Raw genomic sequence first — 23,924 nt, forward strand, 5'->3', positions numbered from 1 at the left:
CCCGGTGGCCAGGTCAGCCATGGGTGGCCTCCGCCGGCACCCGGGACAGCACCGTGGCCAGGGCGGCGCGGAAGGCGGCCCCGGGGTCCGGCGCGGCGCCCGCCGAGCGCCAGGCGACCACCCCGTCGGGCCGCACCAGCGTGGCGCCCGCGGGCCCGAGCCCGTAGCGGCGGGTCAGCTCGCCGTCCGGGTCGCGCAGGTCCTCCCCCAGGACGTGGACGTCGAGGCGGACGCCCAGGTCGCGCGCGGCCGCGGCGGCGGCCTCGCCCCACGCCGTCCCCTCGGGCCCGGCGATCAGCGTCCAGCCCTCGCCGTACAGCTCGATCGTGGACACGCGGGCCCCGTCCCGCTCCACCCAGGCGTGCGGCGCGCGGAAGCCGGGGCGGCCCGTGGGGCGCAGCGGGTTCTCGACGGGCTCCGGGTCGTCGTCCTCGGCCACCACCGCGCCGGAGCGGTAGCGGAAGCCCATGAGCACCTCGGCCGTGCCGCGCGCCCGCGGCAGGCTGTCGGCCAGGTGCGGGGCCATCCGCTCGCCGTAGATGCTCAGCGACTCGTCCACCACCAGCCGGGCGACCTGCGCGCGTTCGAGGCCGTAGCTGTCGAGCAGCCCCTCCCCCGCCTCGCCGTTGACGACGGCGGCGAGCTTCCACGCCACGTCGAAGCCGTCGCCGACGGCGGTGTTGCCGCCCATCCCGCCGGTCGGCGGGGTGACCTTGGCCGCGTCGCCGACCAGCAGGATCCGGCCGTCGCGCCAGCGGTCGGCGATGTAGGCGGCCATCTCCCACGCCTGCACGTCGAGCAGCACAGGGCGCAGGTCCGGCGCGCCGACGGCCAGGCGGATGAGCTCCTCGCAGCGCTCCGGCGGGTAGTCCTCGGGCGTCTCGCCGCGCGCCGGGTCGTACTGGACGTAGAAGGTGTGCCGGTCGGGCCGGTCGGTCGGGCCGAACGTGCCGGTGAAGGCGGGGTTCTGCAGGTAGTACCAGCCGGTCGAGCCGGGGGGCAGCACCGCGGACAGGTCGGCGTCGAAGATGATGCCGACGAAGTGGGCCAGCGAGCCGTGGCCGTGGCGCGGGATGCCGAGCCGTTCCCTGATCTCGCTGCGCGGGCCGTCGGCGGCCACGAGGTAGCGGCCCCGGACCGTGGTCTCGGCGCCGTCGGCCACCGTGCGCAGCCGCACCGTGACGCCGTCGTCGTCCTGCGCGAAGTCCGTCATCTCGGTGCCGAAGCGGATGTCGGCGCCGTGCTTCTCGGCCTGGGCCAGCAGGATGGGCTCGACCCGGTCCTGGGAGGCGAGGGCCCAGGGCATGGGCGTGCAGTCCTCGGTGGCCCCGACCAGCTCCTCGAAGCTCTCGGCGAAGGTGTGCAGCGTCCTGCCGCCCACGGTCTCGGCCACCTTGATGGTGAAGTCGCCCTGCCGGCCGCGGATGTCGGTGGCGGCCATGACCTCCTCGGCGACGCCGCCGATGCGCAGCAGCTCCATGGTGCGCGGGTTCTGGCCGGCCGCCTTGGGGTAGATCGACGTGCTGCCGTGCCGTTCCACGAGCAGCACCCGCACGCCCCTCCGGGCCAGGAACATCGCCGAGGACAGGCCGCCGAGTGCCCCACCGACGACCACCACGTCAACGTCCGGTTCCATCACTGCCGCCTCCTTGACTCGTGCGGAATTTCATGGTCGGAGGCGCGAATCAAGTAATCACTGAGAACGGCTGGACAATTTCGCGGTCCACGACCAATGCGGTCAGGAGGTGACCGCGCTGCTCGTTATCGTCCGGGGCATGACGAAAAACGGCGGGAGCGACGGGAGCCTGCGATGAGCTCTCCACCCACACTCGCGATAGAGACTTCCGGCCTGCGGAAATTGTTCGGGCAGACCGCGGCCGTCGACGGCGTCGACCTGCAGGTGCCGCCCGGGGTCGTGTACAGCGTGCTCGGCCCGAACGGCGCGGGCAAGTCGACGCTGATCCGCATGCTGGCCACGCTGCTGCGGCCCGACGGCGGCAAGGCGACCGTGTTCGGCCACGACGTGGTGCGCGAGTCCGACGCGGTGCGCCGGCGCATCAGCGTGACCGGGCAGTACGCCTCGGTGGACGACGCGCTGAGCGGCCTGGAGAACCTCGTCCTCATGGGCAGGCTCCAGGGCTACACCTGGCCGAGGGCCAGGGAGCGGGCCGCGGAGCTGATGGACGCCTTCGGCCTGACCCACGCGGCCGGGCGGCTGGTCAGCACCTACTCCGGCGGCATGCGGCGGCGGCTGGACATCGCGGCCAGCATCGTCGTGAGCCCCGACCTGCTGTTCCTGGACGAGCCGACCACCGGCCTCGACCCGCGCAGCCGCAACCAGGTGTGGGACATCGTGCGGGCGCTGCTGGCCGGCGGCACCACGATCCTGCTCACCACCCAGTACCTCGACGAGGCCGACGAGCTGGCCGACCGCATCGCGGTGGTCGACCAGGGCAAGGTCATCGCCGAGGGCACCACCGACGAGCTCAAGGCGTCGGTCGGCCAGGTCGCCCTGCACGTGCGGCTGCGCGACCCCGGGCAGCGCGACAAGGCCGAGGAGCTGCTCACGCAGGAGCTGGGCGCCCCCGTGCACCTGGAGGGCGACCCCGCCGAGCTGTCCGCCCGCGTGGAGGACAACTCGCGGGTGCTCCAGGCGCTCGGCGCGCTGACCCGCGCCTCGATCGAGCCGGCCGAGTTCTCCGTGACCCGGCCGAGCCTGGACGAGGTGTTCCTGACGCTCACCGGCCACAAGGCCGACGACCAGTCCGCCGGGGAAGCCGGAGAGGAGAACGCGGCATGACCTCCTCCATCGAGGGCGTCGACGACCGGGTGATGGCCATCCTGGTCACCCACGAGCGGCCGCCGAAGGCGAGCCCGATGTCGGCGACGATCACCCACCTGTGGCGTGGGATCATGGCCTTCAAGCACTTCCCCGCCCAGCTCATCGACATCATCCTGCTGCCGGCGATCTTCCTGCTGCTGTTCACGTACCTGTTCGGCGGGGCCTTCGCCGGCTCGCCCCACCAGTACCTCCAGTTCTTCCTGCCGGGCATCGCGGTGCAGAGCGTCATCCTCATGACCGTCTACACCGGCACCGCGATCAACACCGACATCAACAAGGGCGTCTTCGACCGCTTCCGCACGCTGCCGTTCTGGCAGCCGGCGGCGATCGCCGGCAACCTGGTCGGCGACGTCCTGCGCTACCTGATCGCGCTGACCATGACCATCGGCATGGGGCTCGCGCTGGGCTTCCGGCCGGGCGGCGGCATCCTCGGCGTGCTCGCGGCCGTGGCGGTGCTGATCGTCTTCGCGTTCAGCGTGAGCTGGATCTTCGCCGCGATCGGCGTGGTGGCCAGCGTCCCGGAGCGGGTCTCCGGCACCAGCATGATCGTGATCTATCCGCTGCTGTTCATGAGCAACATCTTCGTGCGGCCCGAGACCATGCCGTCCTGGATGCAGGTGCTGGTGAAGGTCAACCCGCTGAGCCACGCGGCCACGGCGTCGCGGACCCTCATGCACGGCACGGCCGGGTTCTGGGACGTGATGTGGGCGCTGATCACCTCGGCGCTCATCACGGTGGTGTTCGCGCCGCTCGCCGTGCGCCTGTACCGGAACAAGAACACCCGCTGAGCGGGCAGGACGCCCTTCATTACAGCGCCCCGTCGCGGATATTCCCGACGGGGCGCTGAACACGTTAAGTAAGCGATCACTTACATACTAGCACTTGAGCCTTACCGGATGGGCTTGACAGGCGACGAGGCACATATTTAGCCTATCATGGAAAGCTGGGGACGATTCAATTTTTAATCATCTCCATTTCGTGTGGGGCAAGAAAGAAGGAATGTTCGAAATAATGGAGTGACAATGACTGGACCTCCGCTTTCCTCATCCTCCTTGGTGTCGCGGGCCCGGCCCGCGGACGTCCGGCATCGCATCGACACGCTGACCGACCCCGACTCCTTTGTGGAATTCGGCAGCCAGGCCCGACATAGGGTCACGGCCTTCGGCATGCAGGCCAAGCGCCCGGCCGGCGACGGCGTCGTCACCGGGCACGCGACGGTCGACGGCCGTCCGATCGGGGTGTTCGCCCAGGACCCCTCCGCGCTCGGCGGCTCGCTGGGCGAGATCCACGCCGCCAAGATCGTGGCGGTGCTGCGGCAGGCCGGACGTGCCAGGATGCCGGTGGTCGGGCTGCTCGACTCGGGCGGCGCCCGCATCCAGGAGGGGCTCGCGGCCCTCGACGGCTACGGCGCGATCTTCCGGGCCAACGTGCAGCTCTCCGGCCGGGTGCCGCAGCTCAGCCTCATCCTGGGAGCCTGCGCCGGCGGCGCCGTCTACTCGCCCGCGCTCACCGACATCATCATCATGCTGCGCGAGAACGCCCACATGTTCCTCACCGGGCCCCAGGTCGTCAAGGCCGTCACCTTCGAGGACGTCAGCCCGAGCGACCTCGGCGGCAGCGAGATCCACACCCGCCACTCGGGGGTCGCGCACCTGGTCGCCTCCACCCCGGCGGAGGCCATGGACCTGGCCCGGCGGGTCCTGTCCTACCTGCCCGACTCGTGCTGGGACGAGATCCCGATGGGCATCCCGGCGCCCCCGGGGACGATGCCCCGGCTGCCGGACAGCCCCCGCGTCCCCTACGACGTCCGGCAGGTGATCGCGGGAATCGTGGACTCCGACAGTTTCCTTGAGCTTCAGTCGCGTTTCGCTCGTAACCTGGTCGTCGGTTTCGCGCGGATCGAGGGCCGCCCGGTCGGCGTGGTGGCCAATCAGCCGCTGGCGCTCGCGGGCGTCCTGGACATCTCCGCGTCCGAGAAAGGGGCGCGTTTCGTCCGGCTGTGCGACGCGTTCGGATTGCCTCTGGTGACCCTGGTCGACACTCCGGGTTTTCTTCCCGGAACCAAACAGGAAACAAATGGAGTGATACGCAAGGGTGCGAAACTTCTTTACGCGTTCTCCGAGGCGACCGTGCCGCGGCTGACCGTGGTGCTGCGCAAGGCGTTCGGCGGCGCGTACATCGTCATGAATTCCAAGTCGTTGGGGGCGGACGCCGTGTTCTGCTGGCCGAGGGCGCAGATGGCAGTCATGGGTGCGGAAGGAGCGGTCGACATCGTCTACCGGCGGGAGTTGCGCGATGACCCGGGGGTTCGCCCCGACCTGGTGGCGGGCTACGAGCGCGAGGTGATGGCGCCGCACCTGCCGGCCGAGCGGCTGTCGGTGGACGAGGTCATCGAGCCGGAGCAGACCCGGCCCGTGCTGGCCGCGACCCTGCGGACGCTGGCCAGGTCGGTCCGTCCCCGGTTCCGTCACGACAACCTTCCCCAGTGAAGGCGGCGTTCTCCGCTCGGGTGTCGGCCACCGAGCCGGGCAACGGGACGATCCGCGTCGTCATCGCCGAGGACCTCGACATGGTGCGCGGCGCGCTGGTGGCGCTGCTGCGGCAGGAGGCGGACATCGAGGTCGTGGGCGCCGTGTCCGACGGGAGGCAGATCCTGGCCACCGCGCGGACCGGCGCGCCCCACGTCGCGGTCATCGACGCCGACCTGTGCTGGAAGGACCGGTTCGCGGCGGCCGTGGAGCTGAAGGAGACGCTGCCCGGCTGCGACACCCTGCTGCTCACCAGCCTCGCCCGGCCGGCCACGGTGCGCCAGGCGCTGTCGGCCGGCGTGGGGGGACTCATGCTGAAGACCTCGCCGCCCGAGCAGCTCGCCGACGGCATCCGGCGGGTGGCGGCGGGGTACCGGGTCTTCGACGCCGACCTGGCGCTGGTCGCCTGGGGCTCGACCGGGTGCCCGCTCACCGACCGCGAGCTGGAGGTGCTCCAGCTCGCGGCGGAGGGGGACGAGATCCGGGAGATCGCGAGCGCGCTCTTCCTGTCGCCGGGGACCGTGCGCAACTACCTGACGGTCGTGGTGAGCAAGCTGAAGGCGCGCAACCGCATCGACGCGATCCGCATCGCCCGCAAGTCCGGCTGGATCTACTGAGCCCGCGGGCCGCGCCCGACCCCGGGCGCGGCGGCCCCACCCGATCCCCCGGGCACGCGGGCCGCGCTGGGGGATGCCGGGCGCGCGAGCCGCGCTGCTGGGGATACGGGGCGCGGGGGCCGGGCCCGAGCCCCCGGGCGCGTGGGCCGCGCCCGGGTCAGTGCGGTTCCCCGCGGGCCGTCCCGTGGACCGGCTCGTGTTCCGGGACGAACCGCCCGAAGCGCCCCTGGTGGTAGAGCAGGGGGCGGCCCTGCTCGTCGATGCGTGTGGCGGTCACCAGGCCGACGACCAGCACGTGGTCGCCGATGTCCGCGGTGCGGTAGGGGGAGCAGCTCAGGTGGGCCGTGACGCCCTCCAGCAGCGGCGTGCCGTACTCGTCCGCGCTCCACCGGGTGGGCGGCGCGAACCGGTCGACGTGGGTGCGAGCGAAGCGGGCCGCGATGTCCCCCTGGTCCCCGGCCAGGATGTTGACGGCGAAGCGGTCGGCCTCGCGCAGCCACGGCCAGGTCGAGGACGTACGGCCGAGGTAGAAGGCCACCAGCGGCGGCCGGAGGCTGACCGAGGAGAAGGAGGTGGCCGTCACCCCGACGGGGGCTCCCCCGACCGAGGCGGTGACGACGACCACCCCCGCCGCGTGGCCGGCCAGCGCGCGGCGGAACTCCTCCTCGCCGACCGCCCGGTCGCGGTACGCGCGGCTCATCGGCGCGCGGCCGCCGTACCGGCGGGGATGCCCGAGGGCGCGCCGCGGTGCGCCGCGGTCAGGTCCTCCAGCGCCGGCACGACCTCGTTGGGGGTGGGGCAGTCGAGCATCTCCTCCCTGATCTTGGCCGCGCCGGCCCGGAACGACGAGTCGTCCAGCAGGTGGGCCAGGCCGTCGCGGACCGCGCTCGCCTGGCGGGCGGGGCCGGGCGGCAGGTACATGCCGGCGCCGAGCTTCTCCAGGCGCAGCGCGCGGAACACGTCGTCCCACTGCCAGGCGAGGGCGAGCTGCGGGACGCCGTAGAGCGCGGCGCTGGCCCACGTGCCCGCGCCGCCGTGGTGGACGACCGCGTCGCAGCTCGGCAGCACCACGTGCAGCGGCACGCTGTCGACCACGCGGACGTTGCCCGGCAGCGGCCTCATCCGCTCGCCGGCCTTGACGGTGGCGATCACCTCGACGTCCAGCTCGGCGATCGCCTCCAGCAGGTCGGCGACGGCGTCCAGGCCGGAGAAGCCGGTCGTGCGCTCGGTCATGCCCCCGGTGACGCACACCCGGGGCCGCGCGGGGTCGGTCCGCGACCAGGAGGGCACGACGGCGGGCAGCGGGCCGTTGTACGGGATGTAGCGCATCGGCACCAGCGGCTGGTCCAGCTCGAAGCGGACGCTGGCCGGCATCTGGTCGATGGTCCAGTGGCCGGTGACGACCTCGGGGCTGAACTCGGCGCCGTGGCGGCCGAGCGTCCAGGTGAGCCAGTCGCGCACCGCGTCGTCGCGCAGCTCGGGCGGCTGCGGCGCGAGCAGCCGCTGGAAGCGCTGGTACACCTGGAGGAACAGGTCGGGCCCCCACAGCAGCCGGGCGTGCGCGGCGCCGGTGACGTGCGCGGCCACGGCCCCGGCGAAGGTGAACGGCTCCCAGATCACGAGGTCGGGCCGCCACCAGCGGGAGAAGGCCACCATCTCGTCGACCATCGAGTCGTTGTTGATCTGGGCGTAGAACATCGCCGTGAGCATCGTCGTGGACGACTCCAGGAAGTCCAGGTCGAGCAGCTCGGGGCGGCCCTCCAGATAGTCGGGGTTCTGGTGCAGGGCGAAGACGCCGGGGGCGGCGGCGGTCATCACCTGTTCCACCTGGTGGTCGTCGCCGACGGGCACGGCGGTGAGCCCGGCCCGGGCGATGCTGGGGGTCAGCGCGGGCTGGCTGGCCACCCGAACCTCGTGCCCCGCGGTGCGTAACGCCCAGGCCAGCGGCACCATGCCGTTGAAGTGGGCGTCCATGGCGAAAGACGTGACCAGCACGCGCATCGTCGAATCTCCTCACGCCCCGGGTCCCGCGAAGGACCCGGGTCTCCTAACGGCACAGGGGAAGCCTGACCACGGCCCGCACGACGGGCGAGCGCATGCGGCGCACGACGGCTCCGTCCGCGCGCAGGCCCGGCCACCGGGTGGCGGCGGCGCGGACGATCTCGGTGGCGACCACGCGGGCGAGCGGGGCGACGAGCTCCTCGGGCCCGCCTCCGGTCAGGGAGAGGCTCGGGGCGCCCGCGTGGGCGAGGTCGAAGCGGTCCGGGTCGGCGACGCCGGCCAGGTCGCGGTTCGCGGCGTCCACGACGATCACGACGTGGGCGTCGGCGTCGATGTCCTGGCCGTACGCGGCCAGCGGCTCCTGGGCGGTCCTGCTGACCAGCCGCACCGGCGGCGACCAGCGCAGGGTCTCCTCGACGGCGTCCGCCGCCAGCTCGGGCGAGCGGCACACGACCGCCCACTGCCCGGGGTGGTCGAGCAGCGCCACGACGGCGTCGGCGGCGGTGGCGGCCGCGATCTCGGCCCCGGCCACCAGGTGGAGCAGGCAGGCCGCCGCCACGTCCGCCTCGCCGAGGCCGGTGGCCAGCATGGCGCTGACCGCGTCGTCGCCGGGCTCGGCGGCGCGGGCCGTCACGAGGTCGTGGACGAGGACGCGGGCGCGGGCCACGGCCTCCTCCAGGTCGCGGGCCACGGGCAGGCGCGGCGGGCACAGCACGGCGTCCAGGGCGACGCCCAGTCGCGGCAGCAGCTCCGCCAGCTCCCGCTCGGCCGCGCGTCCGCCCTCGTCCGGGCCGGGGCCGGACAGGCCGAGGACGCGCGACAGGGCGGCGGCCACCGCCGGCCTGACCAGGTCGGCGGCCAGGTCGAACGTCTCCCCGGCGCGGTCGGCGACGCGCCCGGCCGCGCTCCGGACGTCCGCCCGCCACGCCCCGGCCGTCACCGGGCCCAGCACGGGCCGGTTGACCCGGTCGAGCCGCCGGTAGTCGGCCAGCGGCAGCGTCAGCAGGGCGTCGTCCATGGGCGTGACGTGGCAGGTGCGCCAGGTCTCCCACAGGTTCTCGCCGAGGTGCGCGCGGTCGCCGCCCGGGTGGCGGGTGTCGAGGCGCGGGTCGCGCAGCAGCGCGGCGGCCGCCTCCCCGCTCGCCGTCACGCACGTGCCGAGGTGGCTGCGGAACAGGGGCCCCGCGCGCCTGATCTCCGCGCCGAGCGCCGCGGTGTCGTCGCCCTCGCCCCGCAGCAGCCGGGCGTACGGGTCGCCGAGCGCGCCCAGGACGAAGTGGAAGCCGCGGATCGTGAGCAGGTGACGGCCGAGCTCGCTGGGGGTCACCGTGGTCGTCGGCGCTGTGGGCGGCAGGGTCTGCGGCGTGGTCGGCATCGTGGTGCTCCTCAGGTGGTGACGCGGTGGGGCGTGCGGAGGGTGTGCGAGCTGATGGCGGCGGCCAGCGGCTCGTGGACGGCCGAGGCGAGCGCGTGCCCCATCTCGGCCAGCTCCACGACCCGCGCCCCGGGGATGAGGTCGGCGACGTGCCGGGCGTGCGGCGGCGGCGCGGCGGGGTCGCGCATCGCCTGGATCGCCAGCGTGGGCACGCGTACCCCGGCCAGCTCCGCGCCCCGCGAGACCGGCGGCTGGGGGATCATGTGGTGGTTGATCGGCTCCTGGAAGGAGCCCGCGTGCGCGACGGCGCGCAGCTCGGCGCGGCGGAACTCGTCGGCGTCGAACGGCAGGTCCGCGCCGTTGAGCAGCCGCCACTTCTCCACCCGCCGCTCCAGCTCGGCCTCCGGCCCGTCCACCGGCTCCGACATCAGCGTGATGACGTCCAGGAAGCGGCGGGTGGGCAGCGGCAGCCCGTCGGCGGAGGGCGCGCCGCTCGTGGCGCGTTCGATGTTGGCGTCGAAGTCGACGTCGAGCGCCCCGCCGAGCATGAGGGTGAGGCTCAGCAGCCGGTCGGGGTGGTCGATGGCGAGGAGCTGGCCGATGGTGTGGCCGAGCGACATGCCGACGACGTGCGCGGCCGGGACCTCCCAGCCGTCGAGCACGGCCAGCGCGTCGGAGACCAGCTCGTCGAAGCCGTACGGCCGCGCCTGGAAGGTCGCGAAGTCGATGGCGGTCGAGCGGCCGGTGTCGCGGTGGTCGTAGCGGATGACGTGGTGGCCCTTCTCGGCGAGCAGCGCCACGAACGCGTCGGGCCACGACTTGGCCGACAGGTTGCCGCCGGCGATCAGCAGCAGCGGCGGGGCGCCGGGGTCGCCGAAGTCCTCGCTCCAGAGGGACACCTCGCCGTTGGCGATGACACGGGTCGTCACGAGACCTCCTCGGCCGGGGCGAGCACGATCAGGGACAGGTCGAAGGGGATCGTCGGGTTGGGCAGGCGGCGCACCGACTCCACGGCCAGCCCGGCGCGGGCGGCCAGCCCCGCCCACTCGTCGCGGGTGCGCAGCCGCCCGCCGAGGAAGACCAGCATGCGCAGGTCCAGCTCGGTGAACCGCTCGTTGCCGGCGTTCTCGGCCAGGTCGTCGCGCTCGTAGACGAGGATCCTGCCGCCGGGTTCGAGGGAGTCGGCGCAGCGGGCGAGGATCCGCGCGGCGTCCTCGTCCGGCCAGTTGAGCAGCACGAACGACAGCAGCATGACGTCGGCCTTGCACGGCAGCGGCGCGAAGAAGTCACCCTCGACCACGTCGCAGCGCTCGGCGAGGCCCTCGGCCGCCAGGTGCTCGCGGGCCACCTGCGCGGTGCCCGGCAGCTCCACGATCGTGGCGGTCACGTGCGGCGCGGCCCGCGCGACGGCCGCGACGAAGCCGCCGGTGCCGCCGCCGACGTCGCACACGTGGCGCACGCCGCTCCAGTCGTAGGCGGCGGTCGGCGCGTCGTAGGCCACGTGCTGGTCGCAGGCCATCAGCGACTCGAACGACTCGCGCAGGCGCGGCTCGGCGGCCAGGTCGTCGTAGAAGGGCCGGCCGTAGACGTCGGCGTAGGTCGGCCGGCCGGTGCGCACCGCGTCCAGCAGCCGGGTGAAGCCGACGTCGGCCCGGGCCACGATCTCGCCGAGGTCGTGCCAGGCGCGCTGGGCGGCGGGGTGGTCGTCGGCGAGCACCTCACCCATCGCGGTCGGCGCCAGGCGGCCGCGCTCCGGCTCGGCCAGCACGCCGACCGCGACGAGGTGGCGGATCAGCCGGGCCAGCGCGTCCGGGTTCGTCCCGGTGCGCTCGGCCAGCTCGCGGGGGCCGGTCGCGCCGTCCTTGATGTGGTCGACCAGGCGGAGGGTGGCCGCCACGCGCACCGCCATCGGGGTGTGCAGGCTGCCGAGCCGGATCAGGCCCCACAGCGGGTCGTCGTCGCGTGACTCGGCCATCAGGGACGCCAGCCGCCGTCCGCGGGCCACGGCATGTCGAGCTGCCGGTAGGTGCCGAGGTAGTCGGGCCAGTCGCGGTGGTCGCGGATCTTGCCGTCCACGATCCGGATCAGGTGGATCTGCTCACCGGAGAACCTGCGGCCGGTGGGCGGCATCCCGACGAGGTTGCCGACGTGGCGGCCGTAGAGCACGAGGCGGGCGCGCACCCACTCGCCGTTCTCCTCGTAGCCGATCTCCTCCAGGTGGGCGTCCTCGGAGAAGGCGTACTTCAGCCACTTGACCGCGCCCGCGAACGCCTCGGGGCCGCGCCCGTCGGGATCGTGTTCCAGCGCGCCGGGGTTCAGATATTCCGGATGAATGAACTCCGCGACGTCTCCGGTTTCGCCGCTGTTGTACGCCGCCACCATGCGGCGGACGATTTCGATCTGCTTGCTCATGGCGCTCCCTGAATGGGTGTGTCTCCGCGTCGATTGTTCGCTCCGGTACGCGCGCGGGACAAGCGGGAAAGGCGGCGGTGCACCCGTTCTCGACCGGTTCTCCAGAGGCGCTCGAATACTGGTGATTGCGCAGAAGGGAGGGCTTGTGGACAGCTCGGCGTACAAGCGACAGGTCGCGGGGGTCTTCGACGACTCCGCCGCGCGCTACGACCGGATGGGGGTGGAGTTCTTCACCCCGATGGGGCGGCGGCTTGTGGAGCTGGCGGCTCCCGCCGCAGGTGAGAGGGTGTTGGACGTCGGCTGCGGCCGGGGCGCCAGCCTCTTTCCGGCGGCGGAGCTGGTGGGGCCGCGAGGGCACGCGCTGGGCATCGACCTGGCCCCGGCCATGGTGGAGGAGGTCGGGAAGGAGATCGCCGCCCGGGGCCTTTCCCAGGTCGAGGCGCGGGTGATGGACGCGGAAAATCCGGAGCTGCCGGCGGGCGCTTTCGACGTGCTGCTCGGCGGTTACAGCATCATTTTTCTCCCCGACGCCCCGGGGGCGCTTTCCCGGTATACGGAATTCCTCGCCGACGGCGGTCGGATCGCATTTACGAGTCCGGTTTTCCGGGCCGGGACTTTTCCGTTCCTGCCGCCGGAGTTCACCCCGCTCATTCCGTCGTCGCTGCTGGAGCACCTGCCAGCGGAATGGCGGCCGGAGGCGCTGGTGCGGCGTTTCAACAGCTGGCTGGAGGACGCCGCCGACCTGACGGCGACGCTGGAGCGGGCCGGCTACCGCGAGGTGCGGGTGCTGGACGAGCCGGTCCGGATGACCGCCGAGTCCCCCGAGCGGTGGGTGGAGTGGTCGCACACCCAGGGGATGCGGCTGCTGTGGCAGAACCTGCCCGCGCCGCAGCGCGACGACCTGCGCGAGCGGCTGATCGAGGGGCTCGACCGGCTACGGGGCGGCAGCGGGCCGGTGGTCATCGAGGTCCCGGTCCGCTTCGTCACCGCCCGCGTCGCCCGCGGCTGAACCGTCCGGGGCCGGCCCGGCCGACGCCGGGCCACCCGGGGCCGGGGCCGGGACGGTCGCCGGCAGAGCGGACAGGACGGACAGCGCGGACAGCCGTTCCAGGGCCGCGTCGAAGGCGGCGCGGTCCGCCTCGGGGCCGCCGGGCCGCGCGGGCAGCAGCGCCACCACCTCGCCCCGGCCGGCGCGCACCGCGCGGTGCCGCCGGGCGATGGTGCTCAGCCCCTGCCCGGGCCCGGCCTCGACGCAGACGACGTCGTCGCGGGCGGACAGGATCGCGTCCAGCGCGGGCCAGAACAGCACCGGCCGCACCGGGTGGCCGGCCCAGTAGTCCGGGTCGGCGGCCGTCTTCCGGGTCAGCGGCGCGGCCGTGTAGCAGGAGCGCAGCGGGATGCGCGGCGCGCGTACGGGAGTGGCGGCGAAGCCGTCGACGGCGGCGGAGGCGACGCCCGCCAGCATGGGGCTGTGGAAGGCGGTCATCGCGGGCACGGGGGCGCAGACGAACCCGTCGCGCCGCAGCCGCTCCTCCACCTCGGCGAGCGGGCGGGACGGCCCGGCCAGGATCGTCTGCCGGGGCGCGTTGACCGCGGCGACCACGACCTCGTCGGTCAGCGCCCCCTCCAGCGAGGCGGCGGAGGCCGAGACCGCGAGCATGCCGCCCGGAGGCGCCTCGGCCAGCAGCCGGATCCGCTCCTGCACCAGGCGCGCGCCGTCGCGCAGGGTGAACACGCCGCCCAGCACCGAGGCGGCCATCTCGCCGATACTGTGGCCGAGCATGACCCACGGCCGCACCCCGTGGTCCATCAGCGTGCGGCCGAGCGCGTAGTCCAGCGCGAACAGCAGCGGCTGCGACCGGGTGACGTGGTCGAGCGGGACCCGCGGGTCGTCGCTGAGCCAGTCGCGGCGCATCGCGTCGCCGTCGTCGAAGGCCGCCAGCACCTCGTCGAAGGCGGCGGTGAAGCGCGGCTCGCTGCCGTACAGCCCCCATGCCATCCGCGGGTGCTGCGATCCCTGGCCCGGGAACATCACCATGGTGACGGTCACGTCTCGCCTCTCTCCCCCGCCCACGCTCGGGCGGCTCGGTCCCTTCACGACCGCCTGCGCCGGGCGGTTCAGCCCTTCTCCCCCGCCCACGCCGGGCGGCTCAGCACCTCCACGACCGCGCACGACCACGAGAAGCCCGCGCCCACGCTGGCGAGCAGGCACAGATCTCCCGGCCCGACCGCGCCGGTGGTGACGAGGTGGTCGAACCCGGCGATCGGGTCGCCGGCGCCCAGGTGGCCGACGTGCCGGCTCCACGGCCAGGTGGTGCGCTCCGGGTCGATCCCGTACGGGGCGAAGAAGCCGGCCCGGAGCCGGCGCAGGCCCATGTGCGGCAGCGCGAAGCCCTTGACGTCCTCCAGGGCGACGCCCGCCTCCACCAGCGCCCCGGTCAGCGCGGCCTCCTGCCCGGCGCTCACCTTGGCGGCCGTCGCCGCCCGCCCCACCTCGCGCACGTAGGAGCGCTTGTGCAGGTCGAGGTCCACCGTGGGCAGTTCCTCCAGCGACGGCGCGCCGAACGCTTCGCCGCCCCGGTGCATGCCCTCCAGCTCCGGGTCGGAGACCGTCACGAGGCTGCGGATCCGGGCGAAGCCGGTCGTGCGCGACAGCACGAGCGCCGTGCCGCCGTCGGCGTAGACGGTGCCCGGGTCGCTGCGCCACCGGTCGAACCCGGGCGGGTTCATCCGGTCGCCCGTCGTGACCAGCGCGCCCGTACGGGCCGGGGAGGCGTCCAGGTAGGCGGCGGCCAGTTCGAGCGCGGCCATCCCGCCGTTGGAGACCTGCCGGACCTCCATGGCCGGGCAGGTGTTGCCCACGGCGGCCCGCTGCACGTACGAGGCGGGCGCCCACAGGTGGTGGCCCTGGAAGTAGAGGCTGGCGTGCAGGACCAGGTCGATGTCCGCGGGGCCGGCGCCGGCACGGGCGAGCGCCGTCCGGGCCGCGCGGGCGGCCATCTCCGGGCCGCTCTCCTTGTCGGCGACGGCGACCGCGAGCATGCCGGTGGCCGCGGCGAGCGGCGGGTCGCACTCGCCCGCCTCCAGCGCCCGCTCCGTCGGCACGGCCGGCGGCAACCAGGCCGCGCACCCCGCGATGTACGGCCCGCCGGCCGCCGCCGCCCGGCCGCCATGCCGCGTGCCCGGCCCGCCGGCCGCCGCCCGGCCGTCATGCCGCTCGGCGGGCACGCCGGTCTCCCGCGCCTGGTGCGCGCCCGGCGCGCTCTCCTCGCCGGTCACCGGCGCACGACCATCGCGCTGTTGAAGCCGCCCGCGCCGCGCGCCACCACCAGCGCCGCGTCCCCCGTGATGGGCCGCGGGTCACCGAGCACGAGGTCCACGGGCAGCTCCGGGTCCACGTCGCGGACGTTCGCCGTCGCCGGGGCCACGCCCTCGCGCAGCGCCAGCAGCGCCGTCACGACGTCGAGCGGCGCGGCCCCCGAGTACAGCCGGCCGGTCAGCGTCTTCGGGGCCGTCACCGGCACCCCGCGCGGCCCGAAGACGGCCGCGAGCGTCCGCGCCTCCTCGGCGTCGAGACCGGGGTCGGCGGCGGCGTCGGCGATCACCAGGGCCACGTCCGCGGGGGCGATCCCGGCGTCGGCCAGCGCCGCCTCGACGGCCCGGATCAGCGCGGGCGGCCGTCCGGAGCCGGGCGGCGGGTCGAAGCTCGCCCCGTAGCCGGCGATCCGCCCGTACACCCGGGCGCCCCGCGCGCGGGCCGCCCCGCCCTGCTCCAGGGTCAGGATGGCGCCGCCCTCGCCCGGCACGTGCCCGCCGGCCCGGCGGTCGAAGGGCAGGTACGCGGCGGCGGGGTCGCCGGCCGTGCTGAGCCGCCCCCAGCGCGTCAGCGCGGCCATCCCGTACGGGCACAGCGACGAGTCCATCCCGCCGGTCACCATCATCGGCGTCCCGCGCGCGACCTTGCGCCGGGCGTGCGCGATGGCGTCGAGCCCGCCGGCCTGCTCGGTCACCATGACCCCGACCGGTCCCCGCAGGTCGTGCCGGATGGAGATCTGGCCGGTGTTGACCGCGTAGAACCACGCGAACGACATGAACGCGCTGACGTGGTCGGGCCCGTCGTGCCACAGGTGCTGCAGCTCCCGCTGGCCGAAGTCGAAGCCGCCCGAGGCGCTGGCGGTGATCACGCCCACGTCCAGCGGCGAGGCCGGCTCGAACCCGGACTCGGCGATGGCCCGGTCCGCGGCGTAGAGCGCGTACTGCGTCATGAGGTCGGTCTGCGGCAGGATCCGGGCCGGCAGATGGTCGCGGGGCTCGAAGCCCTCCACCTCGCCGGCCAGCGGCGAGGGCAGCCGGGCGGGGTCGAAGCGGCGCAGCGGCCTGATGCCGCTGCGCCCGCTCAGCAGCGCCGCCCAGTACTCCTCGGGGGTCAGGCCGACGGGGGCGACGACGCCGACCCCCGTGACCACGACGTCCGTGTCAAGCATGCGATCACCCTTCGAAACGGCGCAGCAGCATGGCGCTCTGGAAGCCGCCGAAGCCGCTGCCCACGGTCAGCACGACGTCCACGCGCTGCTCGCGCGCGACCAGCGGCACGTAGTCCAGGTCCAGCTCCGGGTCGGGCTCGTGCAGGTTGGCCGTGGGCGGGATCGCGCTCCTCGTCACCGCGAGGGCGGCCGCCGCCACCTCGATGGAGCCGATGGCGCCCAGCGAGTGGCCGATCATCGACTTGATCGAGCTGATGGGCACCCGGCGGGCGTGCTCCCCGAGCGCGGTCTTGATCGCCGCGGTCTCGTGCCGGTCGTTCTGCTTGGTGGCGGTGCCGTGCGCGTTGACGTAGCCGATCTCGGACGGGTCGCAGCGCGCCTCGTCCAGCGCCGCGGTGATCGCCGCGGCCATCTCGGCGCCGTCGGAGCGCAGGCCGGTCATGTGGTAGGCGTTGCCGCGCGAGGCGTAGCCGGTGATCTCGGCGTACACCCGTGCCCCGCGCCGGCGGGCCGCCTCGGCCTCCTCCAGCACGAGCACGGCCGCCCCCTCGCCGAGCACGAACCCGTTGCGGGTGCGGTCGAAGGGCCGCGAGGCGCTGCCCGGCGTGTCGTTGTAGCTGGAGGTGGCCTTGATGGCGTCGAAGCAGGCCACGGTGATGGGCGCGATCGGCGCGTCGGTGCCGCCCGTGACCATGACGTCGGCGCTGCCCTCGCGGATCAGCTCGCAGGCGTAGCCGATGGCGTCGATGCCCGAGGTGCACCCGGCCGACACCATCGACACCGGGCCCTGCGCGCCGACCGCCCAGGCCACCTCGGCGGCCATCGAGCTGGGCACGAAGTAGTCGTACAGGTACGGCGAGGCCAGGGTGTGGTCCACCTCCCAGGTGGCGCCCCGGCCGCTGATGGCCACGTACTCCGACTCCAGCTTCTGCGTGCAGCCGACGGCGCTGCCGATGGCCACGCCGGTCCGGTGGGCGGCGGACTCCTCGACCCGCAGGCCGCTGTCGGCCATGGCCTCGCCGCAGGCGGCCAGCGCGAACTGGGCCGCCCGGTCCAGCCGCTCGGCGGCGCCGTCCGGCAGGCCGGCCTGGTCCGGGTCGAAGTCGGCCTCGGCGGCCATCTGGGAGCGGAACGGCGCGGGGTCGAACGCGGTGATCCTGCGCGTGGCGGTGGCGCCGGACATCAGCAGGTCCCAGAAGGGCTTGACCCCGATGCCGCCGGGGGCGATCACGCCGAGCCCGGTGATGACCACCCGCCTGCTCATGGCCGTCCCGTCTCCGCGGCCCGCGTCTGCCGCGTCTCGTACAGCGTGGGCTCGCTGGTGCTGAGCGCCCGCAGCGCGCCGGCGTGCGGGGCGAAGTCCGGGTGCTGGACGGCGGCGCGGAAGGCGGCCTCGTCCTCCCAGGCGGCGACGTTGACGTAGTGGCGATCCTGGCCGGTCTCCAGCGGACGCAGCAGCATGTGCCACAGGAAGCCGGGCCTGGATCCCATGAACTCCGAGGTGGCGGCGAAGACGCGCTCGAACTCCTCGGCCGGGCCGTGCAGGAGGAACCGGTTCACGAACGTGACGGCTCCCCCGAACTCCGTGTGCGGCATCCGTACTCCTCGGTCGTAGGCCGCCGAGTCGCTCGACAGCTCTCAGCACGACGCTGCGGCACGGTTCTCGCGGTCCGCTCGAACTCAGGTCGTCTAGCGCCATTCGAGCCGCCGGTGTGACCCTTGCGCCGACCGAAAGGAGAACCCCATGTCCGAGGAAGGCCGGGTCGCCCTGGTCACCGGTGGCACCAGCGGCATCGGGCTGGCCGTGGCGCGGTCCCTGGGAGGCGCCGGGATGCGCGTCTTCCTGTGCGCGCGCACGCAGGACGCCGTCGAGCTGACCGTCAAGGGGCTGCGCGAGTCGGGGGCCGAGGCCGACGGGCGGGTGTGCGACGTCCGCGACGCCACCGAGGTCCAGGAGCTGGTCCGGGCCGCCGTCGACCGGTACGGACCGATCGACGTGCTGGTCAACAACGCCGGCCGCGGCGGCGGGGGCGTCACCGCGGAGATCCCCGACGAGCTGTGGCAGGACATCCTGGACACCAACCTCACCGCGCCGTTCCGGATGATCAAGGCGGTGCTGACGACGGGCGGGATGCTGGAGCGCGGGCGAGGCCGGATCATCAACATCGCCTCGACCGCCGGCAAGCAGGGCGTCGTGCTCGGCGCGCCGTACTCCGCCTCCAAGCACGGGGTCGTCGGCCTGACCAAGGCGCTGGCCCTGGAGCTGGCCAAGACCGGCATCACGGTCAACGCCGTCTGCCCGGGCTACGTCGAGACGCCGATGGCGCAGGGCGTGCGCCAGCGTTACGCGGCCTTCTGGGGCGTCACCGAGGACGAGGTGCTGGCCAAGTTCCAGGACAAGATCCCGCTGGGCCGCTACTCCACGCCGGAGGAGGTCGCCGGGATGGTGAGCTACCTCGTCTCGGACACGGCGGCCTCCGTCACCGCGCAGGCGATCAACGTCTGCGGCGGGCTCGGCACCTTCTAGAAGCGGTCCCCTCTGAGTGATAGGAGCGCCCGTGGCGACCTCACCGACGCACGAGACCGAGCACCAGATCACCCTGTCGGCGGACCCGCGGGCCGTCTACGCGGTCCTCGCCGACGCGACCGCGTGGCCGGCGGTCTTCCCGCCGTCCGTCCACGTCGAGCGGATCGAGGACAACGGCCGGGAGGAGCGCCTCCGCATCTGGGCGACCGCCAACGGCAGGCCGAAGACGTGGACCTCGCGGCGCGAGCTGGACCCGGAGCGGCTGCGCATCCGCTTCCGGCAGGAGGTGCCCGCGCATCCCGTGGCCGCCATGGGCGGCGAGTGGATCGTCGAGCCGGTCGACGCCGCCACCACCCGGGTCCGGCTGACGCACGACTTCAGCGCGGTGGACGAGGACGGCGTGGACTTCATCGCCAAGGCCGTCGACCGCAACAGCGAGGCCGAGCTGGCGTCGCTGCGGGCCGCCGTCGAGGACTCCGGCGAGGTGAGCCGGCTCGCGACGTTCGAGGACACGGTACGGGTGGACGGCGCGGCGGCCGACGTCTACGACTTCCTCTTCCGCGCCGACCTGTGGCCGGAGCGGCTGCCGCACGTGGCCCGGATCGTGGTGGAGTCGGAGACGCCCGACGTGCAGCTCATGGAGATGGACACCCGCACGGCCGACGGCTCGACGCACACCACGGCCTCGGTGCGGGTCTGCTTCCCCGAGCACCTGATCGTCTACAAGCAGCTCCGGACGCCGAAGCTGCTGTCGGTGCACACGGGCCGCTGGACGGTGCGGCCGGAGGGCGGCGGCGCCGCGGTCACCTCCCAGCACACGGTGGCGATCGCCCCGGAGGCGATCGCGAGCGTGCTGGGCGAGGGCGCCACGATGGCCGACGCGCACGCGTTCGCGCGCGAGGCGCTGAGCCGCAACAGCATGACGACGCTGAAGGCGGCCAAGGAGTACGCCGAGGGCCGCCGCTCGGCGCGCGTCTGAAAGCGGCGCGCGAAGCGGGTCGCGTCCCCTTCCCGGGGGCGCGGCCCGCTTCGCGGTCTCAGGTGGCGGGCAGGCCGTTCAGGTGACGGACAGGGGCGCTCAGGTGACGGACAGGGCGCCGTCGATGGCGAACACCGTGCCGCTGGCGTACGCGGCCTCGGGCGAGGTGATCTGGACGATCCACCAGGCGATCTCCTCGGGCCGCCCGACCCGGCCCACGGGCACCCGCCCGCGCATGGCCTCCAGGAACCCGGCGTAGTCCTCCTCGGACATCCCGGCCCGGACCCCGGCGGCCGTGTCGACGACGCCGGGGGCCAGGCCGACCACTCGGATCCCGCGCGGCCCGAGCTCCACGGCCCAGGACCGGGTCAGCAGGTCCAGGGCCGCCTTCGTGGCCCCGTACACGGCGTTGTGCGGCCAGGAGCGCAGCCCGAGGGAGCCGGCGGAGCTGACGTTGACGACCACTCCCCCGGCGGCGGCCAGGTCGTCCAGCACGGCCTGGGTGAGCATGACCGGCGCGACCAGGTTGATCGCCACCTGCGCCTCCACCTGGGCCCGGTCGAGCCCGCCGAGCGGGCCGAAGACGCCCGCCCCGGCGTTGTTGACCAGCACGTCCACCCGGCCGAAGCGCTGGCGCGCGGCCTCGGCCACGGCCTCCGGCGCGCCGTGCTCGGTGAGGTCGGCGCTGAACGGCTGGATGCCGTCGTGGCCGGCCGCGGTGTCCTTGAGCGCGCCGGCGTCGCGGCCGACGACGAGCACGCCCCAGCCCCGCTCGGCGTAGGCGTGGGCGGTGGCCCGGCCGATGCCCGACCCGCCTCCGGTGACGATCGCCGTCCTGGTCATCCGGCCTTCCCCTCCTTGTGCAGCAGCGTGAGCCGTTCGAGGACCGGCACGATGTCGTTGGGGCTGGGCATGCCGACCACCTCGGCCCGCATCCGCGCCGCCGCGGCGGCGTAGGACGGGTCGTCGAGCAGGCCGACGATGCGCCCGCGCAGGTCGTCGGGCGACATCTTGTCCTGGTCCTCGATGTAGGCGCCCGCGCCGTTCCTGGCCAGCCCGGTGGCCTTCTCCATGGAGTCCCACATCATGTCCGGCACGATGAGCTGCGGGACGCCGTGGGCGAGGGCCGTCATGAACGTGCCCGACCCGCCGTGGTGGACGATCGCGTCGCACGACGGCAGCAGCGCGTTGAGCGGCACGAAGTCGACCGCCCGGACGTTGTCCGGCAGCGTGCCGAGCCGCTCGCGCAGGTCGGCGGGCAGCAGGGCGACCACCTCGGCGTCCAGCCCGTCCACCGCGGCGATCAGGTCGCCGGCGGCGACCGTCCCGCCGTCCTCCACCTCGCCCAGCGACACGCCGAGCGTCAGGCAGATCCGCCGCGGGTACGGCGCGGGCTCCCGCAGCCAGCCGGGCAGGATCGAGCGCCCGTTGTAGGGCACGTAGCGCACGCCCACGTAGTGCAGGTCGAGCGGGATGCGCAGGGAGACGGGCGTCGGGTCGATCGTCCACTGCCCGAGCACCAGCTCCTCGTCGCGCTCGCGGACCCGCTCGCCGTGGCGGCCGAGCGTCCAGTCGAGCCATTCGGCCAGCGGGTCGTCGCGCAGCTCGGGAGGCCGCTGGTCGAGCATCGCGCGGAAACGGGTCCGGTTGCGCCCCATCTGGTCGGGCCCGAACAGCAGCCGCGCGTGGGCGGCGCCGACGACCCGGGCGGCCACCGGCCCGGCCAGCGTCAGCGGGTCCCAGATCACCAGGTCCGGCCGCCATTCGCGGGCCAGCGCCACGAGGTCGTCCACCATCGGCTCGGCGCACACGTTTTGGAACACGAACGCGGTCATCGCGCTGAACATGCCGATCGCGTGCTCCCACGGGAACGGGTCGTAGCGGGAGTTGCTCATGGCCAGGCCGCCGAGGTTGCGGTCGTCGGCGAAGCTGGAGGTGGCCTTCTGCGTCTCCGGCTCGATCTCCAGCGGCGGCCCGACGGGCACGGCGGTCAGGCCGGCCGCCGCGATGGTCTCGGCCAGGTCCGGCTGGCTGGCGACGACGACCTCGTGGCCGGCGGTGCGCAGCGCCGAGGCCACGGTGACCTGGGCGTAGAAGTGCGACGGCGCGGCGAACGTGGTGAACAGGACACGCATCGGCATCTCACCTTCACGAGGACAGGCTGTGCAGGCAGGCCACCAGGCTGCGGGCCTGCACGTTGAGGTAGTTGCTGTGCTTGAGCAGCTCGGCGAGCTGGTGCAGGGTCATCCACCGGTAGTCGGCGCCGTCCTCCACGTCGACGTCGGCCTCGACCACCGCGTACGTGTTGACCGCGTTGTAGAAGCGGCCGCCCTCCTCCGACAGCGGCACCGAGTACCTGACCAGCTCGGGCGGGGCGTTCAGCACGACGTCGAGGTAGCGCGGGCGCGCCTCCAGCGGCAGCGCCCCCAGGTTGCCGGGCGTGCACTGCACGGTCGGCGCGAGCTCCATCACGTTGACGTAGCCGGGCTCGACGCGGGCGTGCACGAGCACGTGCAGGACGCCGTCGATCCGGCGCGCGACGAAGGCCACGATGCCGTTGCCGGACGGCTCGATCATGGGCTGGCTCCACGAGGCGACCTCGCGGGAGCCGCCCGCCACGTCCACGCCGATGACCCGGAAGAACAGCCCGTTCTCGTGGACGATGGCGCCGCCGGAGCGGTGCCAGCGGGGCACCCGCGTCAGCGGCGTGACCCGGGTGACCACCTCCGACTGCGCCCTGATGCCGGTGATCCAGCTCAGGATCTCCGGCATGGAGTGCAGGCTGCCCTCGACGGCGCTGCACGAGCGCACCAGCGCCTGGTGGAAGTCGTCCTCCGGGATGACGATCAGGGGATGGCTGTCCTGGCTGGTGAACGGCAGGCACGACAGGACCGTGCGGGTGTCCATGTTGACCAGGTTCTCCACGCGCAGCAGCCGGTGGAGCTGGCCGAAGGTGAGCCAGATGAAGTTCTCGCCCACGGGGACGTCGCCGTCCACCTCGACGATCATGTTGCGGTTGCGCTTCTGGTAGAACCAGGCGCCCTGCTCCGACTGGAGCACGTCGGCCAGCACCCCGTGCCGCGCGCTGTCGCGGAAGAACTCCAGGTACGGCACCGCCTTGCCGCGGTGGACCCGCGAGAAGTTGCTCTTGGTCGCCTGGACCGTGGGCGACAGCTGCAGCCCGTTGGCGTTGCCCGGCTCGAACTTGGCCTGCATGAGGCAGTGCAGCACCCCGTCGAACTCCTTGACCAGGATGCCGAGGATGCCGACCTCGGGCTGGACGATGATGGGCTGGCTCCAGCGCGGCACCGGCGCGCCCGGGATGTGCACGTCGATGCCGGTGACGCTGAAGAACTTGCCGCTGTCGTGGCCGATGTCGCCCGTCTCCGGGTCGGTGCTCCAGCCGCTCAGCTCCTCCAGCGGGATGCGCGTCACGCGGTGGGCACTGAGCGCGGCCCGCTCGGTGTACCAGGACCAGAACGCCTCCAGCCCGTCGCCGGCGAGCATGGAGCGCGCGATGCGGGCCGTCAGCCGCCCGTTGGGCCGCGACCGGATGGCGTAGGTGGGCGGGGCGCCGGTCATGCCGGGTCCAGCCCGTCCCGGGTGACCCTGCGGTGCTTGACCCGCCACTGGCCGTCCGACCTGACGAGCCGGTCGGTGCACACGGTGCTGCGCCTGACCACCACCTCGCCGCCGGTCGGGATCTCCAGGACCAGGGCGTAGCTGCGGGCCGTGAGCTCGCCGTCGCCGCCGGGGGTCACGGTCAGCATCCCGATCCAGTGCCGGCGCTGGACGCCGGCGGCCGCGAACTCGTCGGCGACCTTGCGCGCCGCCCTGGCGATGTCCTCCGATCCGTGGACCGCGCTGTCGCCGACCTCGAAGACGCCGTCCTCGGTGAACGTGGCGGCCCACTCGTCGGTCGATCCCGCGTCCAGGAGCTGCATCTGGCGCGCGTAGAAGTGCTGCGCCTGCGCGTACTGAGCGTCCACGTGCTGAGTGTCAACGTGCTGTGCGTCCACCTCGGCCTGCCCTCCGGGAGTCGGTCGTGCGGGCCCACGATCCCGTCCGCGGCTAGAGGGGCGCCTGACAAGCGATAGTCCATCGCCGTTCCAGCGTGACTGCACGGGGCGTCGCCAAGCTGATCGCGACCGGGGCGCCG

Annotated in this window: 23 protein-coding genes; 7 read left to right on the forward strand and 16 right to left on the reverse strand. The window is 73.6% G+C overall.

Annotated elements, in window-relative coordinates; translation table 11 throughout:
- Positions 1-13: 13 nt before the first annotated feature.
- Positions 14-1,636 carry an aklavinone 12-hydroxylase RdmE gene (rdmE, locus tag HD595_RS00905; protein ID WP_253765034.1) on the reverse strand — a complete coding sequence of 541 codons (1,623 nt, stop codon included), beginning with the start codon at positions 1,634-1,636 and terminating at the stop codon, positions 14-16.
- A gap of 174 nt (positions 1,637-1,810) precedes the next feature.
- Between rdmE and HD595_RS00910 the strand changes: the two genes are divergently transcribed.
- The 4 genes from HD595_RS00910 (at position 1,811) to HD595_RS00925 (ending at position 5,987) form a co-directional block, all read left to right on the forward strand.
- The gene (locus HD595_RS00910; protein ID WP_253765035.1) at positions 1,811-2,800 is read left to right on the forward strand and encodes an ATP-binding cassette domain-containing protein; all 990 of its coding nucleotides are present in this window, start codon (positions 1,811-1,813) and stop codon (positions 2,798-2,800) included.
- A complete protein-coding gene (locus HD595_RS00915) occupies positions 2,797-3,630 on the forward strand; it encodes an ABC transporter permease (protein WP_253765036.1) in 834 nt (277 codons plus the stop codon). The genes HD595_RS00910 and HD595_RS00915 overlap by 4 nt, the downstream gene beginning before the upstream one ends.
- Positions 3,631-3,864: 234 nt before the next feature.
- Positions 3,865-5,331 carry an acyl-CoA carboxylase subunit beta gene (locus HD595_RS00920; protein ID WP_253765037.1) on the forward strand — a complete coding sequence of 489 codons (1,467 nt, stop codon included), beginning with the start codon at positions 3,865-3,867 and terminating at the stop codon, positions 5,329-5,331.
- A complete protein-coding gene (locus HD595_RS00925; protein ID WP_253765038.1) occupies positions 5,328-5,987 on the forward strand; it encodes a response regulator transcription factor in 660 nt (219 codons plus the stop codon). Before HD595_RS00920 ends, HD595_RS00925 begins: the two co-directional genes overlap by 4 nt.
- Positions 5,988-6,144: 157 nt before the next feature.
- On the opposite strand, the gene HD595_RS00930 is transcribed toward HD595_RS00925, so the two are convergent.
- Genes HD595_RS00930 through HD595_RS00955 form a run of 6 tightly spaced genes read right to left on the reverse strand, consistent with a single transcriptional unit; the run spans position 6,145 to position 11,775 of the window.
- Positions 6,145-6,687, reverse strand: a complete 543-nt coding sequence (locus HD595_RS00930) for a flavin reductase family protein (RefSeq protein WP_253765039.1) — start codon at positions 6,685-6,687, stop codon at positions 6,145-6,147.
- Positions 6,684-7,988 carry an activator-dependent family glycosyltransferase gene (locus HD595_RS00935; RefSeq protein ID WP_253765040.1) on the reverse strand — a complete coding sequence of 435 codons (1,305 nt, stop codon included), beginning with the start codon at positions 7,986-7,988 and terminating at the stop codon, positions 6,684-6,686. The genes HD595_RS00930 and HD595_RS00935 overlap by 4 nt, the downstream gene beginning before the upstream one ends.
- A 46-nt stretch (positions 7,989-8,034) precedes the next feature.
- Entirely contained in the window at positions 8,035-9,363 is a 1,329-nt protein-coding gene (locus HD595_RS00940) for a cytochrome P450 family protein (protein WP_253765041.1), read from the reverse strand.
- Positions 9,364-9,374: 11 nt separating this feature from the next.
- Positions 9,375-10,292 (reverse strand): alpha/beta fold hydrolase, encoded by a 918-nt coding sequence (locus HD595_RS00945; protein ID WP_253765042.1) that lies wholly within the window; start codon positions 10,290-10,292, stop codon positions 9,375-9,377.
- The gene (locus tag HD595_RS00950) at positions 10,289-11,338 is read right to left on the reverse strand and encodes a methyltransferase (RefSeq protein ID WP_253765043.1); all 1,050 of its coding nucleotides are present in this window, start codon (positions 11,336-11,338) and stop codon (positions 10,289-10,291) included. Before HD595_RS00950 ends, HD595_RS00945 begins: the two co-directional genes overlap by 4 nt.
- The gene (locus HD595_RS00955) at positions 11,338-11,775 is read right to left on the reverse strand and encodes an ester cyclase (protein WP_253765044.1); all 438 of its coding nucleotides are present in this window, start codon (positions 11,773-11,775) and stop codon (positions 11,338-11,340) included. Before HD595_RS00955 ends, HD595_RS00950 begins: the two co-directional genes overlap by 1 nt.
- A gap of 145 nt (positions 11,776-11,920) precedes the next feature.
- Between HD595_RS00955 and HD595_RS00960 the strand changes: the two genes are divergently transcribed.
- Positions 11,921-12,784: a class I SAM-dependent methyltransferase gene (locus tag HD595_RS00960; protein WP_253765045.1), complete on the forward strand. Its 864-nt coding sequence runs from the start codon at positions 11,921-11,923 to the stop codon at positions 12,782-12,784.
- On the opposite strand, the gene HD595_RS00965 is transcribed toward HD595_RS00960, so the two are convergent.
- From HD595_RS00965 to HD595_RS00985, 5 genes are all read right to left on the reverse strand, one after another.
- On the reverse strand, positions 12,710-13,825 hold the full coding sequence (locus HD595_RS00965) for an acyltransferase domain-containing protein (RefSeq protein ID WP_253765046.1): 1,116 nt from the start codon (positions 13,823-13,825) through the stop codon (positions 12,710-12,712). The two genes, HD595_RS00960 and HD595_RS00965, sit on opposite strands and share 75 nt — an antisense overlap.
- 68 nt (positions 13,826-13,893) lie before the next feature.
- Positions 13,894-15,054, reverse strand: coding sequence for a ketoacyl-ACP synthase III family protein (locus tag HD595_RS00970; RefSeq protein ID WP_253765047.1), 1,161 nt, complete (start codon positions 15,052-15,054; stop codon positions 13,894-13,896).
- Positions 15,051-16,259, reverse strand: coding sequence for a ketosynthase chain-length factor (locus HD595_RS00975; protein ID WP_253765048.1), 1,209 nt, complete (start codon positions 16,257-16,259; stop codon positions 15,051-15,053). The genes HD595_RS00970 and HD595_RS00975 overlap by 4 nt, the downstream gene beginning before the upstream one ends.
- A gap of 4 nt (positions 16,260-16,263) precedes the next feature.
- A complete protein-coding gene (locus HD595_RS00980) occupies positions 16,264-17,523 on the reverse strand; it encodes a beta-ketoacyl-[acyl-carrier-protein] synthase family protein (protein ID WP_253765049.1) in 1,260 nt (419 codons plus the stop codon).
- Complete coding sequence (locus HD595_RS00985; protein ID WP_253765050.1) at positions 17,520-17,855, reverse strand: antibiotic biosynthesis monooxygenase family protein; 336 nt, start codon at positions 17,853-17,855, stop codon at positions 17,520-17,522. Before HD595_RS00985 ends, HD595_RS00980 begins: the two co-directional genes overlap by 4 nt.
- Positions 17,856-18,003: 148 nt before the next feature.
- Here HD595_RS00985 and HD595_RS00990 point away from each other — a divergent pair, with 148 nt between their 5' ends.
- Entirely contained in the window at positions 18,004-18,786 is a 783-nt protein-coding gene (locus HD595_RS00990) for an SDR family NAD(P)-dependent oxidoreductase (RefSeq protein ID WP_253765051.1), read from the forward strand.
- A 31-nt stretch (positions 18,787-18,817) separates the two neighbouring features.
- Positions 18,818-19,765, forward strand: coding sequence for an aromatase/cyclase (locus tag HD595_RS46545; RefSeq protein ID WP_253765052.1), 948 nt, complete (start codon positions 18,818-18,820; stop codon positions 19,763-19,765).
- Positions 19,766-19,864: 99 nt separating this feature from the next.
- Here HD595_RS46545 and HD595_RS01000 read toward each other — a convergent pair whose 3' ends face one another.
- From HD595_RS01000 to HD595_RS01015, 4 genes are read right to left on the reverse strand one after another with little or no spacing between them, the layout of a single operon-like run.
- The gene (locus tag HD595_RS01000) at positions 19,865-20,608 is read right to left on the reverse strand and encodes an SDR family NAD(P)-dependent oxidoreductase (RefSeq protein ID WP_253765053.1); all 744 of its coding nucleotides are present in this window, start codon (positions 20,606-20,608) and stop codon (positions 19,865-19,867) included.
- Complete coding sequence (locus tag HD595_RS01005; RefSeq protein WP_253765054.1) at positions 20,605-21,906, reverse strand: activator-dependent family glycosyltransferase; 1,302 nt, start codon at positions 21,904-21,906, stop codon at positions 20,605-20,607. The genes HD595_RS01000 and HD595_RS01005 overlap by 4 nt, the downstream gene beginning before the upstream one ends.
- Positions 21,907-21,913: 7 nt before the next feature.
- A complete protein-coding gene (locus tag HD595_RS01010; protein ID WP_253765055.1) occupies positions 21,914-23,347 on the reverse strand; it encodes an NDP-hexose 2,3-dehydratase family protein in 1,434 nt (477 codons plus the stop codon).
- The gene (locus HD595_RS01015; protein WP_253765056.1) at positions 23,344-23,754 is read right to left on the reverse strand and encodes a nuclear transport factor 2 family protein; all 411 of its coding nucleotides are present in this window, start codon (positions 23,752-23,754) and stop codon (positions 23,344-23,346) included. Before HD595_RS01015 ends, HD595_RS01010 begins: the two co-directional genes overlap by 4 nt.
- Positions 23,755-23,924 lie beyond the last annotated feature (170 nt).

The organism is Nonomuraea roseoviolacea subsp. carminata (assembly GCF_024172185.1).
GTDB classification, from domain to species: Bacteria; Actinomycetota; Actinomycetes; order Streptosporangiales; family Streptosporangiaceae; genus Nonomuraea; species Nonomuraea roseoviolacea.